At 69.7% G+C, this 16,237-nt stretch carries 15 protein-coding genes; 10 read left to right on the top strand and 5 right to left on the bottom strand.

Annotation, left to right across the window (positions count from 1 at the left end; genetic code table 11):
- Nucleotides 1-7: 7 nt before the first annotated feature.
- The 4 genes from MUN76_RS11790 to MUN76_RS11775 form a co-directional block, all read right to left on the bottom strand.
- Complete coding sequence (locus tag MUN76_RS11790) at nt 8-1,234, bottom strand: pyridoxal phosphate-dependent aminotransferase (protein WP_244684899.1); 1,227 nt, start codon at nt 1,232-1,234, stop codon at nt 8-10.
- Nucleotides 1,235-1,447: 213 nt separating this feature from the next.
- Complete coding sequence (locus MUN76_RS11785; protein WP_244688767.1) at nt 1,448-3,313, bottom strand: ABC transporter ATP-binding protein; 1,866 nt, start codon at nt 3,311-3,313, stop codon at nt 1,448-1,450.
- A 97-nt stretch (nt 3,314-3,410) separates the two neighbouring features.
- Nucleotides 3,411-4,187 carry a type I methionyl aminopeptidase gene (gene map / locus MUN76_RS11780; RefSeq protein WP_244684897.1) on the bottom strand — a complete coding sequence of 259 codons (777 nt, stop codon included), beginning with the start codon at nt 4,185-4,187 and terminating at the stop codon, nt 3,411-3,413.
- A gap of 33 nt (nt 4,188-4,220) precedes the next feature.
- Nucleotides 4,221-4,835, bottom strand: a complete 615-nt coding sequence (locus MUN76_RS11775) for a TetR/AcrR family transcriptional regulator (protein ID WP_244684895.1) — start codon at nt 4,833-4,835, stop codon at nt 4,221-4,223.
- 232 nt (nt 4,836-5,067) lie between these two features.
- Between MUN76_RS11775 and MUN76_RS11770 the strand changes: the two genes are divergently transcribed.
- The 9 genes from MUN76_RS11770 to MUN76_RS11730 are packed head-to-tail and all read left to right on the top strand — an operon-like array spanning nt 5,068 to nt 14,323.
- Nucleotides 5,068-5,766: an NAD(P)-dependent oxidoreductase gene (locus tag MUN76_RS11770; protein WP_244684893.1), complete on the top strand. Its 699-nt coding sequence runs from the start codon at nt 5,068-5,070 to the stop codon at nt 5,764-5,766.
- A 46-nt stretch (nt 5,767-5,812) separates the two neighbouring features.
- Nucleotides 5,813-6,415, top strand: a complete 603-nt coding sequence (locus tag MUN76_RS11765) for a nuclear transport factor 2 family protein (RefSeq protein ID WP_244684891.1) — start codon at nt 5,813-5,815, stop codon at nt 6,413-6,415.
- 14 nt (nt 6,416-6,429) lie between these two features.
- A complete protein-coding gene (locus MUN76_RS11760; RefSeq protein ID WP_244684890.1) occupies nt 6,430-6,957 on the top strand; it encodes a nuclear transport factor 2 family protein in 528 nt (175 codons plus the stop codon).
- Entirely contained in the window at nt 6,954-7,580 is a 627-nt protein-coding gene (locus tag MUN76_RS11755; protein ID WP_244684889.1) for a short chain dehydrogenase, read from the top strand. Before MUN76_RS11760 ends, MUN76_RS11755 begins: the two co-directional genes overlap by 4 nt.
- Before the next feature lie 39 nt (nt 7,581-7,619).
- The gene (locus MUN76_RS11750) at nt 7,620-9,266 is read left to right on the top strand and encodes an ABC transporter substrate-binding protein (protein ID WP_244684888.1); all 1,647 of its coding nucleotides are present in this window, start codon (nt 7,620-7,622) and stop codon (nt 9,264-9,266) included.
- Nucleotides 9,263-10,216: an ABC transporter permease gene (locus MUN76_RS11745; protein ID WP_244684887.1), complete on the top strand. Its 954-nt coding sequence runs from the start codon at nt 9,263-9,265 to the stop codon at nt 10,214-10,216. Before MUN76_RS11750 ends, MUN76_RS11745 begins: the two co-directional genes overlap by 4 nt.
- Nucleotides 10,213-11,112, top strand: a complete 900-nt coding sequence (locus tag MUN76_RS11740) for an ABC transporter permease (protein ID WP_244684886.1) — start codon at nt 10,213-10,215, stop codon at nt 11,110-11,112. Before MUN76_RS11745 ends, MUN76_RS11740 begins: the two co-directional genes overlap by 4 nt.
- The gene (locus MUN76_RS11735) at nt 11,109-12,809 is read left to right on the top strand and encodes a dipeptide ABC transporter ATP-binding protein (RefSeq protein WP_244684885.1); all 1,701 of its coding nucleotides are present in this window, start codon (nt 11,109-11,111) and stop codon (nt 12,807-12,809) included. The genes MUN76_RS11740 and MUN76_RS11735 overlap by 4 nt, the downstream gene beginning before the upstream one ends.
- On the top strand, nt 12,806-14,323 hold the full coding sequence (locus tag MUN76_RS11730) for an MmgE/PrpD family protein (protein WP_244684884.1): 1,518 nt from the start codon (nt 12,806-12,808) through the stop codon (nt 14,321-14,323). The genes MUN76_RS11735 and MUN76_RS11730 overlap by 4 nt, the downstream gene beginning before the upstream one ends.
- Here MUN76_RS11730 and MUN76_RS11725 read toward each other — a convergent pair.
- Nucleotides 14,320-15,402, bottom strand: a complete 1,083-nt coding sequence (locus tag MUN76_RS11725; RefSeq protein WP_244684882.1) for a zinc-binding dehydrogenase — start codon at nt 15,400-15,402, stop codon at nt 14,320-14,322. The two genes, MUN76_RS11730 and MUN76_RS11725, sit on opposite strands and share 4 nt — an antisense overlap.
- Before the next feature lie 148 nt (nt 15,403-15,550).
- Here MUN76_RS11725 and MUN76_RS11720 point away from each other — a divergent pair, with 148 nt between their 5' ends.
- Nucleotides 15,551-16,222 (top strand): TetR/AcrR family transcriptional regulator, encoded by a 672-nt coding sequence (locus MUN76_RS11720; RefSeq protein WP_244684880.1) that lies wholly within the window; start codon nt 15,551-15,553, stop codon nt 16,220-16,222.
- Nucleotides 16,223-16,237: the final 15 nt, after the last annotated feature.

The raw sequence follows: 16,237 nt of genomic DNA, 5'->3' as shown, positions 1-16,237 counted from the left end.
GCGCGCCTCACCGCACCCGCACGGTGTCGAGGTACTCGGCGATCCGGCCGATCGCCTCGGTCAGCACCGGGACGGACGGCAGCGTCACGAACCGGAGGTGATCCGGCGTCGCGAGATTGAACCCGCGCCCGTTCGTCACCAGCACGTGCGTCGCGCGCAGCAGATCGATTACGAAGGCCTGGTCGTCGATGATCGGGAACTGTTCCGGATCGAGCCGCGGGAAGAGGTACATCGCGCCTCCCGGCAGCTCGCAGGTCACACCCGGGATCGACGTCAGCAGCGCGTGCGCCACGTCGCGCTGCTCTCGCAAGCGTCCGCCCGGCGCGCACAGTTCACCGATCCCCGAGCCGCGAGACTCCGGCGCAAGGGCCACGGGGATCGCGTGCTGGGCGGGGACGTTCGCGCACATGCGCATGTTGGCGAGCAGCGTGAGTCCCTCGAGAAAGTCCGTCGCGCGCTCACGGTTGCCCGAGATCGCCACCCATCCCGCGCGGTAGCCCGCCACCCGCTGCGCCTTCGACAGGCCGCTGAACGTGAGGCAGAGCGTGTCGGCGACGTGCCGCGCCGCGTGCTCGTGCGCCGCGCCGTCATAGAGAATCTTCTCGTAGATCTCGTCCGACATGAGCACGAGTCCGTGGCGCTCGGCGAGGGACGCGAACCCGCGCACCAGCTCCGCGGACGAGACGGCGCCCGTCGGGTTGTTGGGGTTGATGAGCACGATGCCCTTGGTGCGAGGGGTCACGAGCGCCTCGATCGCCTCGAGATCGGGCATCCACCCGTTCGACTCGTCGCACGGGTAGTGCACGGCGCGGCCGCCCGACAGGGTGACCTGCGCGGTCCACAGCGGGTAGTCGGGCGAGGGGACGAGGATCTCGTCGCCATCGTCCACGAGCGCCTGGAGCACGAGCGAGATCATCTCGCTCACCCCGTTGCCGATGATGACGTCGTCGGGGTGGATCCCGGGCACGCCCTCATCCGCGTAGAACCGGGAGACGGCCTCGCGCGCCGGGAGGATGCCGCGGGAGTCGCTGTAGCCCTGCGCCGCGGGGAGCGCGAGGCGCAGCGCCTCGACGATCTCCGGGGGTGCCTCGAAGCCGAACGGGGCGGGATTGCCGATATTGAGCTTGAGGATCGCGTGGCCCTCACGCTCGAGGCGCTCGGCCTCCTGCAGGATCGGGCCGCGGACGTCGTAGCGCACCCCGCTCAGTTTCCGGGACTGGGTGATTGAACGCACATCGCGATTATTCCACGTTCGGGGTGCCTCGATTTCCGCAGAACCTGCGCTCCGCAGCCCCTCCCCCACCCCCGTGTGAGCGATTTCTGTTGAGAATCGCGTGTTCCACAACAGAAATCGCTCACACTCCGAGGGGCAGGGGTGCGGGATCGCTCGGGCGCGGGTTCGGGATCGCGGCCGCTACGCGCCCGGCACCCCTGTGCGCAAGGAGCCCTAGTGCTGCTGGGCGTAGAGCTCCGCGTACGGGCCCTCGAGCGCGAGCAGCTCCGCGTGAGTCCCCTGCTCGAGGATGCGCCCCGCGCCCACCACGTAGATGCGGTCGGCCTCGATTACCGTCGACAGGCGGTGCGCGATCGCGATCGTCGTGCGGCCGCTCCGCGCCCCGTCGAGCGCGCGCTGCACGATGCGCTCGTTCACGGTGTCGAGCGCGCTGGTCGCCTCGTCGAGCACGAGCACCCGCGGGTTCTTGAGCAGCACCCGCGCGATCGCGATGCGCTGCTTCTCGCCGCCCGACAGGCGGTACCCGCGCTCCCCGACGACCGTGTCGTAGCCCTCTGCGAAGGAGACGATCGTGTCGTGGATGTTCGCGAGCCGCGCCGCCGCCTCGAGCTCTGCGTCGCTCGCGTCGGGCTTCGCGTAGCGCAGATTCGCGGCGATCGAGGCGTGGAAGAGGTACGGCTCCTGCGTCACGACGCCGATGCGGTCCATGAGCGCGTCCTGCCGCAGCTCCCGGACGTCGTCATCGCCGTACCGTACGCTCCCCGCGGTCGCGTCGTACAGGCGCGGGATCAGCGAGCCGATCGTCGTCTTGCCCGATCCCGAGGCGCCCACGAACGCGACGAACTCCCCCGGCTCGACGACAAACGAGACGCCGTCGATGGTCGGCCGGTCTTCGGGGCCGCTGTCAGGGTAGGCGAAACGGACGTCGCGGAACTCGACGCGCCCCTCCGCACCTGGGGCCGTCGAGGGATCGCGGGCGTCGGCGGCGTCGACGATGAGCGGCTGCAGGTCGAGGTATTCGAAGATGCGGGCGAAGAGCGCCTTCGAGGTCTGGAGATCGAGGGCGACGCGCATGAGCGCCATCAGCGGGAACAGCAGACGGGCCTGCACCGTGGTGAAGGCGACGATGGTGCCGGCCGTGATGCCGGGATCGAAGCCCTGCCCCTGACCCTGCGCGATCAGCCAGCCCGACACGAGGTAGACGATGGCCGGGATCGCCGACATGAAGATGTTGACGAGGCCGAAGAACACCTGCCCGCTCATGGTCTGCCGCACCTGCAGCTCGACCTGCGTGCGGTTCTCGCTCGCGTAGCGCGCGGTCTCGTCGTGCTGCCGGGAGAAGGTCTTCGCGAGGAGCACCCCCGAGACCGAGAGGGCCTCCTGGGTGATCGCCGTCATCTCCGAGAGCGACTCCTGGGTGCGACCGGCGATCTTGGCGCGCACCTGCCCCACCCGGCGCTGCGCGAACACGATGACCGGCATGAGCACGAGGGCGATCAGCGTGAGCTGCCAGCTGAGCAGCAGCATCGCGACGCCGGCCGCGATCACCGTGACGGTGTTGCCGATCACGTTCGATACCGTGTTCGTGAGCACATTGGCGACGCCGCCCACGTCGTTCTGCAGGCGCGACTGGATCACGCCGGTCTTGGTGCGCGTGAAGAACCCGAGCTCCATGGACTGCAGGTGCGCGAAGAGTCGCACCCGCAGGTCGCCCATCACCCGGTTGCCGACGCGCGCGGTGAAGAGCGTCTGCACGATCCCGAGCGCCGAGGAGAGGACGTACGCCCCGACCATGCCCGCGACGAGCCAGGCGAGCACCGGGAGGTTCGGCCCGCCGCTCGGCGGGAAGAGCCCGTCGTCGAAGACGCGCTCGGTGAGGAGCGGGGGCAGGATCCCGAGCGCGGCCGAGACCAGCACCAGCGAGACGATCACGACGAGCGGCTTGCGGTAGGGCCGGAAGAGCGCCGCGATCCTGCGACCGAGCCCCGGGATGTCGGGCGCCTGGGCATTGATCTCGCGCTGCAGGTCGGAGTCGCCGGCGGACACGCGGGAGCCGCGCGCCTGGGGTCCGCCGGTCATAGTCATACTCGGAGGATAGACCGGGCCGCCGACGTTGGGGCGGATCGTCCGCTGCGGGCGTAGGGGCGCGCGTCGAAACGAACGCTCCGCAAGCGGATCAGCGCAACCGCGACGGCAGCGTGAGGATCTCGGGCCCGTCGGCCGTGATCGCGACGGTGTGCTCGCTGTGTGCCGTGCGGCACCCGGTCGCACTGCGGAGTGTCCAGCCGTCGGCGTCGGTGATGAGCTCGTCCGTGTCGGCCATCACCCACGGTTCGATGGCGAGCAGCAGCCCCGGCCGCAGCTTGTAGCCGCGGCCCGGTCGTCCGGCGTTTGCCACATGCGGATCCTGGTGCATGGTGGTGCCGATCCCGTGCCCGCCGAACTGCATGTTGATGGGGTAGCCGTCACCCGACAGCACGGTGCCGATGGCGCGGGAGATGTCGCCGATCCTATGGTCGACCTGCGCCGCGGCGATGGCGGCGGCGAGCGCGCGCTCCGTGGTGTCGATCATGGCGAGATCGGCGGCGGATCCCGAACCCACGACGAAGCTGATGGCGGAGTCGGCGGCGATCCCGTCCACGATGACCGCGAGGTCGAGGGTGAGCAGGTCGCCGTCGGCGAGCCGGTAATCGTGGGGCAGACCGTGCAGCACGGCATCGTTCACGGCGGTGCAGATGTAATGGCCGAAGGGTCCGCGGCCGAAGGACGGCGCGTAGTCGACGTAGCAGGAGGTGGCGCCGGCGCCGAGGATCATCTCCTGCGCCCACCGGTCGATGTCGAGCAGGTTCGTGCCCACCTCGCACCGGTCGCGCAGCGTATCGAGGATGTCGCCGACGAGCCGCCCGGTGACGCGCGCGCGATCGACTTGGCTCGGGCTCAGAATCTCGATCATGCTGCGGTCCCCCATCGTTCGGTCGTCATGCCCCTACGACTCTAGCGAGGAGGCGGGGGGCGGCTCCGGGTCGTCGACGCGGCAATAGCGGTCGAGGTACTCCACCACCGCGTCGATGATGGCCGACGTCAGCCGCTCGCTCACCGCGCCGACGAATGTTGCGTACTGGAGGAGCGGCCCGATCAGCAGCGCGAGCACGTCGGTCACCTGCTCCGCGTCGGCGAGCCGGTACTCCGGTTCGAGCAACCGCCGCAGGCTCTCGACCCGATCGATGTTGATCACACGGAGACGCTCCTTGACCGCGGGCAAGTCGGCGACACTCTGCGCGGTGAGGTAGACGGCGCGATAGTGCGGATCGAGCAGCGCATCGAGCTGCACCCCGATGTTGCGCTGCAGCTTCTGTCGGGCGGTGCCGGAGGAGGGCAAGAAGTGGGGCATGCTGAAGCTCTCCAGCAGCACCACGACCAGGTCTTCGCGCGTCGGCCAGTGCCGATAGATGGTCGCCCTCGAGACCCCCGAGCGCCGCGCGATGTTCTGGTGGGTGAGGCCGATCAGCCCCTCGGTCGCGAGCACCTCGGCGGTCGCCTCGATCACGCTGCGACGCGAGCGAACGATGCGCGGGTCAGTCTCCAGAGTGATCTCGGCCACCCGCCCATCTTGGCACACGGCGAGGGGCGGGATCCTGCGCCGCAGGGGCTCGGATTCCGGACCGCGAAGCCGATCCGGTGGCGCACGAACCGCTGTGTTGCGCTGTGTGACTCGCGGACTACGAACTGATTTGGTGGTTATGGATCAAATAAGGTTTCATAATCTCTGAGACATTATGTTGCATAACTCGCGCCGCCGTCTCCCCGGTCGGCGGCGCACAGGAAGGATCGTCATGCGTATCGCCGTTCTCGGAGCCACCGGCGCGACCGGTCAGGAGATCGTGCGCCAGGCGCTCTTCCAGGGCCACCAGGTGACAGCGCTCGTGCGTCGCCCGGAAGCGCTGGACGTCACCCACGACGCCCTCTCCGTCGTCGTCGGCGACGCGACCGAAGAGGCCGTGATCGCCGGGCTCGTCCCCGGACATGACGCGGTCATCTGCAGCCTGGGCCGACCCGAGTCCGGGCACAGCAAGGCAGCGATCGACGATTCGCTCGACGTCGACGTCTGCTTCGTCTCCACGCAGCACCTGTACCGCCACCTGCCGAAGCACGGTATCCGTCGACTCGTCGTCATGAGCACCCACGGCTCGGGCAGCAGCAACGACGGATCACCCTACGTCGTGCAGCTGCGGGACTGGGTGGGCAAGCGCGTGAAGGACAAGGACGATATGGAGGCCTTCATCGAGGATCACCGCGCCGATCCGATCGACTTCACGGTGATCCGCAATCCCCTGATCTACCCGGGGCAGGGAGGTCGCCCGTTCGGGGTCTTCGAGCAGGTGGAGTTCGACGACACCTCGCGCATCCCCGTGTCGGATCTCGCGAGGTTCGCGATCGCGGAGGCGGTCGACGGACGGTTCGTCAACCGCTTCGTCTCGATCTCCGAACCGCTCACCGGCCCGTCCGCCGCGAAGTGGCACCTGGCGCGCTGACCCGCACCACACCACTCGGCACCCGCACCTCACGAAACGGACCACCATGAGCACCCCCTCCCCGACGACCGACGCGGATCGCACCCGCGCCCTCGTCGACCGGGCCGCGATCCACCGCAGCCTGCGCCGTTACGCGCAGGGCGTGGATCAGCGGCAGTGGGACGTCTTTCGCAGCGCCTTCGCGCCCGGTGCCACCGTGGCGGTCCCGGGCTGGATCGAGGGATCCGTGAGCGTCGACCGCTTCGTCGAGCTGCTCTCGGGGGCGTTCGACGACATCCGGCTCTCCGGCCAGCACCACCTCGCCAATACCCGCATCGTCTTCGCGGCGGCCGATCCCGCCGCGGAAGCGGCCGATCCCGCCGCGGCACCTGCCACCCTCACCCCACGGCCCCTCGCCGCGAGAGTCGTCACCGAGTTCCTCGCCGTCAACGCCGAGCGCGCGAGCGCAGACGCCGATGACCGTCGCGTGCGCACGCAGGTCTCCGGGGGCCTGCAGGTCGACGACTTCGAGCGGCACGGCGACGACTGGCTGATCCGCCACCGCGTGCTCGTGCGCAAGAACGACGACCTGACCGAGGCCGAACTGACCCCCGACCGCATCGCACTCCTCGCCGGCGCCGCGCGCAATCCGGTGAGCGCCGGCCTCTGACCCGAAAGCACCCCATGACCTTCACCCTGACCGACCTCGTCGATCGCGCCGAGATCGACGACGCCCTCCACGCCTACGCGCAAGCGCAGGACCAAAACGCGTGGCACCTCTTCGACGGGGTCTTCGCCCCCGACGCCGTGATCGAGCTGCGCGGCCTGCCGATACCGCCGCTCGGGCCCGCCGAGCTGCGCGGCTTCCTGCAGCAGTACAACCGCACCCGGGTGTCGGGCCAGCATCTCATCACGAACACGCTCATTACCGTCGACGGCGACACCGCTCGGAGTGTGTCCGAGGTGCTCCACCTCACCCTGCAGACGACGGACCAGGAGGGCACGCTGCACCGCTCGCACGGCGGTTCGCTCTACGCCGACGACTGGACTCGGGGGGCGGACGGCTGGCGGATCCGGCACCGCGTGGTCACGCAGAAGCACCTCGACGAGCGCGACATCGAAGTACCCGCGGACCTGCTCGCCACGATCTCGGCGGGATCCTGCGTCGACTGGTTCACCGCGGACCTCCACACGATCGGAGCGAGCGCATGAGCCGCGTCCTCATCATCGGCGTCACCGGTACGGTCGGATCCGCGGTCCGCGAGGTGCTCGCGGAGGCGGGCCACGAGCTCGTCACCGCCGACTACTCGACCACCCCCGGCACCGCGGATCACCGCATCGACATCACCGACCCCGCCTCGGTCGCAGCGGTGCTCGCGGCAACCGGTCCGGTCGATGCGGTCGCCGTCACCGTCGGTGACCTCGCCCTCGCGGCGCTACCGGATCTGGAACTCGCGCACGTCCACACGTCGATCGCCGGCAAGCTCACCTCCCAGATCGACATCGCACTCCAGTCGCTCGCCACGCTGCGACCGGGCGGATCGATCACCCTCGTGTCGGGCATCATGTCTCGCATCCCGTGGCGCGGCGGCATCACCGCCGCAGTGGTGAACGGCGGCCTCGACGCGTTCGTCGTCGCCCTCGCTGCGGAGCTCGACCAGGACCGCCGCATCAACTCGATCAGCCCCAGCATCTTGCTGGAATCGATCGACAAGATCGGCGGCCCGAACCCGCTCCCCGGGCACACTCCGATACCCGCGCGCCTCGTCGCCGAGACCTACCTCCGCTCCGTCGCCGGCATCGAGACCGGCAAGACCTTCACCGTCGGCTTCTAGCCGATCCCCCGCCGACCACCCACTCCCAGAGGAACCACCATGACCACCAGAACCACGATCACCGCGGCCACCGGCGCCGCTGCGCTGGCCGCCACGCTCCTGCTCAGTGCCTGCGCGCCCGGGGGATCCTCGGCCGCCGGTGCCGGCGATCCCGTCGAGGGCGGCACCCTGACCTGGGCCATTGCCGCCGAGCCGTCGTGCTTCGCCCCCGCCTTCCACCAGCTGCTCTCCGACCGCGCGGTGATCCGCAACTACGTCGACTCGCTCGTCTATCAGGAGGAGGACGGCAGCTTCACCCCGTGGCTCGCCGAGTCGTGGGAGGTCTCCGAGGACGGTACCGAGTACACCTTCACCCTCGCCTCCGACGTCACCTTCACCGACGGCGCCGCCCTCGACGCCGCGGCCGTGAAGACCAACCTCGACTTCACCCGCGACGCAGCCAACGGCTCGACCTACGCCGGCCTGCTCGGCTCCGTCGCCGACATCGCAGCCGACGGCCAGGTCCTCACCATCACCCTCTCCGCCCCCGACTCATCGCTGCTCGATTCGCTGTCGAGCGTCGCACTCGGCATCGTCTCGCCCGAGGGCGTGGCCCTCGGCGACGAGCTCTGCGCGATCGACTCCGGACTCGCCGGCACGGGCCCATTCGTGCTGGGCGACTACACCCGCGGCGACCAGCTCGCGCTGACCCGCAACGACGACTACACCTCCGCTCCGGAGTCGCTCGATCACGGCGGCCCCGCGTACCTGGAGTCCGTAACCTACAAGTTCATGCCCGAGGACTCGGTGCGGATCGGCGCGCTCGAATCGGGCCAGGTCGACGCCATCTCCGGCATCCCCGCGCTCGACGTGGCGGGCATCGAAGGGAACGCCGAGCTGCAGTACCTCAACGGACCGAGCACGTCCATGCCGTTCGGGTTCACCATCAATGCCGACGCCGCCAACGCCCCGTGGGACGATCCGGCGCTGCGCCAAGCATTCCGCGACAGCTTCGACGTCGACGCGATCGTCGAGTCCGTGTATCGGGGTGAAGTCGCGCGCGCCTACAGCTACGTCGGCAGCGACAGCCCCGAGTTCGACGAGTCGCTCGTCGACGCCTGGGGTAACAATCCCGACGGCGCGAACGCCCAGCTCGACGCCGCCGGCTGGGATGAGCGCGACGACGAGGGCTTCCGCACCAAGGACGGCGAGCGCCTCACCCTGTCCGTCACGTACGACTCGGACTCGGTGCGCGACTCGCGCGACACCGTGATCGAGGCGGTGCAGGATCAGGCCGCGAAGAACGTCGGCATCGAGGTCGACTTCACCACCCCGACCTGGGCCGAGGTCTCCGCCGACATCGCGGACGGCACCTGGTCGGTCTACCCGGGATCGTTCGGCAAGGTCGACTACGCGAACAACGTGATCGGCGTGTGGGGCGGGTTCTTCTTCGCGGCGACCGACTACCAGCCGACCGGTGCGATCGACGCCGCCACGGCAGCCGCGACCGCACTCACCCCCGAGGATCGCTCCGCCGCGCTCCGCACGGTGCAGCAGGAGCTCGTGATCGACGAGGCGATCTTCGTGCCCGTGGCCGAGTCGACCTTCCAGATCGCAGCGCGCACCTCCGTCGGCGGGCTCGGCTTCGACTACTCGAGCGCCAACCCCGACGGCAACTACGGCGTCTGGGTGGCCGCCTCCGAATGAGCGGTTCCTCGACCGGCAGCGTGCTCCTGCGCGGCGTCCTCCGACGCTGCGCAGGGGCCGTCGTCGTGCTGTGGGCGGCCATCACCGTGACGTTCGTCGGCATTCGCGCGATGCCGGGATCGGTGGAGGACGTCGTGCTCGGGATCCACGCGAACGAGCCGGGGCTGCGCGAGCAGGTCCGGGCGAGCCTCGGTCTCGACGAGCCCGTGATCCTGCAGTACTTCGCGTATCTCGGGCGCGTGATCACGGGCGACTTCGGTCGCTCGTACGTGCTGCGGGCCGATGTCTCTGACGTGGTCTTCTCCCAGCTCGGACCGACGCTGCAGCTGGCCGGAGCGGCGCTGTTGAGCGCCCTGCTCGTCGTGTGGATCGTCGCCGTGACGACCTCGGGCGGGTCGGCGCGGTCGGAGCGGGCGCTCTCGCTCGCCGAACTGCTCGCGATCTGCCTGCCGACCTTCTGGGTCGGATCGCTGCTGATCATGTGGTTCTCATTCGGGATCAAGCTCTTCCCGGCATCCGGCGCCGACGGCCTCAGCGCGCTCGTGCTGCCGACCATCACGCTGCTCCTGCCGCTCGCGGGGGTGCTCTCGCAGTTCATGCGGGAGGAGATCGGTCGGCAGCTGCGCATGCCGTACATCGTGAGTGCTCGCAGTCGGGGCATCAGCGAGTTCCGGCTGCGCAACGTCCACCTCGTGCCGCACGCCGCGGTCACGACCCTCACCGTCGCCGGCACCCTCTTCGGTTCCCTAATCGGCGGGGCCGTCATCGTCGAGACCGTGTTCGGACGGCCGGGTCTCGGCCGCGTCGCCCTGAGCGCGGTCGGTGCGCAGGACACCCCGGTGATCCTCGCGGTCGTCGTGCTCATCACCACGGCGTACGTGGTGATCTCGACCGTCGTCGATCTGATCGCCCTCGCGATCGATCCGCGGCTGCGGAAGGAGTCCGCATGACCATCCATCTCGGCGCCTCCGGAGGCGACGCGTTGTCCCCGGGGCTCCCCCAACCCTCTGGCACCCGGCGCCCCCGCCGCATGCTCGGCGCCCTGCCGGCTGCCGTGTGGGCGTCCCTCGCCGTGGTGCTCGTGCTCGTGCTCGCCATCACCCTTCCCGCGGCGCTCGGTGCCGGTGATCCGAACGCGACAGACCCGCTCCTGTCGCTCCTGCCCCCGAGTGCGGAGCACTGGTTCGGCACGGACGAGCTGGGGCGCGACCTGTACGCACGCGTCGTGCACGGCGCGCGCTACTCGGTCGTGATCGGCGTGCTCGCCGTCGTCTTCGCCGTGATCGTGGGCGGAGCGCTCGGGCTCCTCGCCGCGCTCGGCGGCACGGTCGTCGACGAGGTGCTGAGCCGGATCTTCGACCTGCTCTCGGCGTTCCCCTCGATCCTGATGGCGCTCCTCTTTGCCACCTTCTTCGGGCGGGGCACGCTGAATCTCACGCTCGCCGTCGGTATCGCGATCATCCCGGCGTTCGGCAGGATCATCCGGCGTCAGGCGCTCGCCATTCGCGGTTCCGACTTCGTCACAGCCGCGGTCACCTTCGGTGAGAGCCGGGTGCGCATCGTGCTGCGGCACGTGCTGCCGAACGTCTTCACCTCCGTGCTGCTGCTCGCCGCGATTGAGGTGGGCGTCGCGATCCTCACGGTCTCCGGCATCTCGTTCGTCGGGCTCGGCCCGGAGCGGCCGGCTCCCGAGTGGGGTTCGCTGCTCGCCGAGGGCCGCTCGGTCGCCGCCTACGGCTGGTGGCCCACGGTGTTCCCCGGGGTGTCGATCGTCGTCACGATCCTTGCCTGCACCACGCTCGGGCGCTACCTGCAGCGCCGGCTCGAACGGAGGCTGGTCGCATGACCGCTCACGCACACGCTTCGTCGGCTCCGGATCCCGCGGCGGCTTCGGATGCCTCGGCCACACCGCGCGCTGCGACGCTTCTCAGCGTTCGCGACCTCACCGTCGCCTACGCGACCGAGCAGGGCCCGGTGACCGCAGTCTCGGGGGTCTCCTTCGACGTGCGCCCGGGTGAGTGCGTCGCGCTCGTCGGCGAGTCGGGATCGGGCAAGACCACGGTCGGGCGCGCGCTGCTCGGCCTCCTACCTCGAGACACCCGGGTGGTGGCCGAGCGGCTCGAGGTCGCCGGTCGCGACGCGCGGGGGTTCCGGGATCGCGACTGGCGAGCGGTGCGCGGAGGCGAAGTGGGGCTGGTGCTCCAGGACGCGCTCGTCTCGCTCGATCCGCTCCGCACGATCGGGCAGGAGGTCTCCGAGGCCATGCGGGCCGGTACTCGGCCGCGCACGCGCGCGGCGCGGCGGGCGGAGGTGGTGCAGCGGCTCGCGCAAGCGGGGCTGCCCGACGCCGAGAGCCGGTCGCGCCAGTACGCCCACCAGCTCTCGGGCGGCCAGCGGCAGCGCGCCCTCATCGCGACCGCCGTCGCCGGCGACCCCGGGGTGCTCATCGCGGACGAGCCCACGACGGCGCTCGACGTCACCGTGCAGCGCCAGGTCATCGACCTGTTGCGCGAGAAACGGCGCGCGGGCCTCGGACTCGTGCTCATCAGCCACGATCTCGCGGTGGTCGCGGAAATCGCCGACCGCGTACTCGTGATGCGCGGTGGAGAGGTCGTGGAGCAGGGCGCCCCCGCGGAGGTCCTGTCCCACCCGAAGCACGCGTACACCCGAGCGCTGATCGCGGCCGTTCCCGGGGACGGTGCCGGGTCTCCGGCCGAGGGGCCGGTGGACGGTCAGGATCGGCCCGCTGCGAGTGCGCAAGGCTCGTCTGCCGGTGCGGCCGTGCTCGTCGCGGACGGACTGCGCGTCGAGTACCGCACTCCCGGGCACGACGCCCCGCGAATCGGCCTCGACGACGTGTCGCTCGAGGTACGGCGCGGTCGTGCGCTCGGGATTGTCGGCGAATCGGGATCCGGCAAGAGCACGCTCCTGCGGGTGCTGCTCGCACTGCAGGAGCCGAGTGCGGGCAGCGTGCAGTTGGACGGTGCGCCGTGGAGCGGGATCCCGGAGACCCAGCGACGTGAGCGCCGACCGCGGCTGCAACTTGTGGCGCAGGATCCCCTGAGCGCCTTCAACCCGCGCTTCGACGTGCGGCAGGTGATCGGCGAGGCCCTCGGGCGCTGCCCGGCTGCCGAGCGGGAGGGGCGGATCGCCGAGGTGCTCGACGCGGTGTCGCTGCCGCGCACCGTGCTCGATCGCCACCCCCTGCAGCTGTCGGGGGGACAACGCCAGCGCGTCGCCATCGCGCGTGCGCTCGCGGCGGAGCCGGAGGTGCTGTTCTGCGACGAGGCGGTCTCCGCCCTCGACGTGGTGATCCAGGCGCAGATCCTCGAGCTGCTCGGTGATCTGCAACGCTCGCGCGGGCTCAGCATCGTCTTCGTGTCGCACGATCTCGGGGTGATCGCCCAGCTCTGCGATGACGTGATCGTGCTGCAGAACGGGGCCGTGGTCGAGTCGGGACCCGTGGAGTCGGTCTACGGCGCTCCGCAGCACCCCTACACGCGCGCGCTCCTGGAGGCGCGGCCGCTCCTGGGCGCGGCGTGACCGCACCGGCGGATCTCGGGGCGGTGGCAGCCCGTCTGCTCGGCGACGGCCTGCCGCCCGACGTCGATGCGTGGTCACGGCGCGCCCTGGTCGATGCGCTGGCGGTGACCGTCGGGGGTGTCGGCACCCGGGTCGCCCGAGCCGCGATCGCCGCGGCCGACCGTCGGCCAGGGCCGGTCCCGCTCGGCATCGTGCCGGGGAGCGCGTCGGCCGAGTGGGCCGCCTTCGTGTGGGCGACCGCCGGCAATGCCCTCGACTACGACGACGGGCACGTACGCGGCGGCGGGATCCACGCCGGGACCACGGTGGCTGCGGCGCTGCTCGCGACCGCCCCGAATGACCTGCCGCTCACGCAGCTGCGCGCTGCATTCGTGATCGGGTGCGAGATCGCGGTCACGGCCGGGGCGCTCGCCTCACCCGCGCACTCCGGGCACGACTACCGCACGAGCGGATTCGCCGCGGCGATCGGCGGGGCGGCGGCGGTCAGTGCCGTGATCCCGCTGCCGGGGCGTCTCGGCGACGACGATGCAGCCGTGTTCGGGGCTGCGGATCCCGACCTCCCCGCCCCGCCGAGCGACCGCGCCAGTCTCGTCGCGGCGACGATCCGTCTCGCCGCCGCGCACGCACCGGTGTCATCGTTCATCTCCGGCGGGGCGCGCGAGTCGACCGGATGGGCCGCCGCCACCGCGGTCGGTACGTCGGAGCTCGCCGCCGCCGGGCTCGCGCCCGCGCTCGAGGAATCACGCGTCGTGACGCCCGCCGGCCCCACCCTCTTCGATGCAACACACGGTCTGTTCGCGGCCGGTCTCTTCGCGGCCGGCGCGCCGTTCGCCGTGCTCGAGACCTACCAGAAGCCCTACCCGTGCTGCCGCGCGGCCCACGCCGCGCTCGACGCGGTGCTCGCCCTCGTGGATATGGGGGAGCTCTCCGCGGAGGGCGACACCGAGATCCGCATCGGGTTACCGCTCGCAACCGTCGGGCTCGACGAACGGCGACCGGTCGACCTGGGCGAGGCGCAGTTCGCCGTGCCGTTTCTGGTCGCGTTGGCCGTGGCGCACGGGGTTCCCGGGCTCCGTGGTCTCGGCCGCACCCCGCTCCGCGAACTGGTGGAGGACGCCGTCATCCGCCGGACCGTGGGCCGCGTGTCACTGTCGCACGATCCGGAGCTGGCACGGGATCCCGGCCCCGGCTACCCCGCGACGGTCACCGTGGTGGCGGCCGACGGCACCGCGCGCACCCGCACGGTGCGCCACGCGCTCGGCTCGGCGGAGCAGCCGCTCGGCGACGCGGGTCTGCGGGAGAAGACCGACGACCTGCTCCGGCCGGCGATGGGTGCGGAGGCGTCGGACGCGCTCGTGTCGCTGTGCCTGAACCCGCCGGAGGGAGCGCGGGTGCGCGACCTGCGGGCGGCGTTCGGACGACACAAGTGGTCACTCATGGACCAGCGTGTGCCCCCACAGGTCGGCGCCCAATACCGCGTACAAGGCATGAAGGACGCCGACCATCCTGGTTAGAACGAGGTAATGACCACGCGGTTGATCTTGGGATCGCTCAGTGAGGCATACCCTTCTTGGACCTCGTCGAGCGAGATTTCCTTCGACACCAGTTCGTCGAGCTTGTAGCGACCCTGGAGGTAGAGTTCCGCGATCATCGGGATGTCACGCTTCGGGTTCGTCGAACCCATGTACACGCCCTCGATGCGCTTGCGTCCGCCGAGGAGCTCGAAGGAGGACACCTCGATGCTGTTGGCGGGATCGAGCACTCCGATGAGATAGAGACCTCCACCCTGGGCGAGCATGTCGAACCCGGAACGCGTGACACCGGGAGCTCCCACGAAATCAAAGACGAAGTCCGCGCCCAGGCCGCCGGTGGCGTCTTTGACGGCCTGCACCGCATCGACCTCGCGAGAGTTCACGGTGTCGGTCGCTCCGAAGTGGCGCGCGTTGGCGAGCTTGTCATCGGCAACATCGATCGCGATGATCTTGCTCGCGCCGGCAATGACGGCGCCGCTGATCGCATTGGTCCCGACGCCTCCGGTGCCGATGATGGCCACCGTCTGCCCGGGCTGCACGTTGGCAGTGTTCATGACGGCACCGGCTCCTGTGACCACGCCGCAGCCGAGCAGCGCGGCCTGCGGGAATGGCATCGCGTCGGGGACCTTCGCGAGCTGGTTCTCGTGGATGAGTGCGTATTCTGCGAACCCGCCCAGGCCCATGCCCTGGTTGAGTGGGCGCCCCTCACTGTCAGCGATGCGCTCATCACGGAGCGTAGCCTCGGGGTGGAGGCAGAGGTTGACATTCCCGGTCAGGCACTGGAGGCAGGCTCCGCAGTACTGCACCAGGCATCCCACGACGTGGTCGCCCACAGCGATGTCGCCGACCCCGTCGCCGATGGCCGTCACGATGCCGGAAACCTCGTGGCCGAACACGACCGGGACATCGAATCCCAGGTTCGTGGACTGAGCGAGCTCGTCGCTGTGGCACAGGCCAGACGCCTTGACCTGAACGAGGACCTCCCGGCCCACGGGCTTCGCGAGGGTCACCTCTTCCGTGTGGAACCCTCCGCCGAATGTACGGACTACTGCTGCCTTCATTGCTGCTCCTTCACACGATGGTGTTGATGAATTCATACGCGACTGCCGCAAGCCGAGGGATCGACGACCGGCAGCGTTGCGCGCACCTACGAGGCTACTCCCGTTCATAGACAGATGGCTATGAAGTCTTTCAGGGCATGATTGAGTCATGACGGATTCGAAGCAAGCAACGCGTCGACTCGAGCGAGCCGTCACGCTGGACCCCCGCGCCGCCGCCACGAGACAGAAGATCGTCGAGGCGCTCGAGGAACTGCTCGAGCAAGGCACGTTCCCCTCGGTCGCGGGACTCTGCGATCAGGCGGGCATCGGTCGAAGCACGTTCTACGTTCACTTCTCCGCTGTGGACGACGTGTTCGTCTTCGTCATGGACGGGATCATCGACGAGATCAGCAGACGAGACAGGGAACGCAGGAGAGGCTCATCCAGCCCCCGCTCCGCGCTGACCATCCAAGCGGTGACAGAACTCCTGGAGGCCTTGGAGAGCAAACGCGACTTCCTCTTGGGCCGGCCTTCGACGTCGGCCGAGGAGCGGCTGCACGAACACCTGAGCGCACAGGTGGCGAGCAACCTCGACAACGTCATCCGCGACGAACAGCCGGATCTGCCATCGAATACGCTCAGGACGATCAGCGACTTCATCGCCGGAGGCATCCTGCACGCAATGCTGGGCTGGTTGGCGCAACCAGCCGGGCGTGACAAGCGGGAATTCACTTCCGCCATCCTGCCGCTCCTCCCGACATGGCTGGCTGGGGATCTCGCTCCCGACTCGGAGATACACCCTCCAGATGGCGTTCACGCTGGCGGGCCACCGCAGGCATAGTTGCAGGACTCGGTG

It is taken from the genome of Leucobacter rhizosphaerae (genome assembly GCF_022919175.1).
In the GTDB taxonomy this organism is placed as follows: Bacteria; Actinomycetota; Actinomycetes; order Actinomycetales; family Microbacteriaceae; genus Leucobacter; species Leucobacter rhizosphaerae.
The sequence above is the reverse complement of the archived record's forward strand: the minus strand, read 5'-3'. Positions and strand labels throughout refer to the sequence as shown.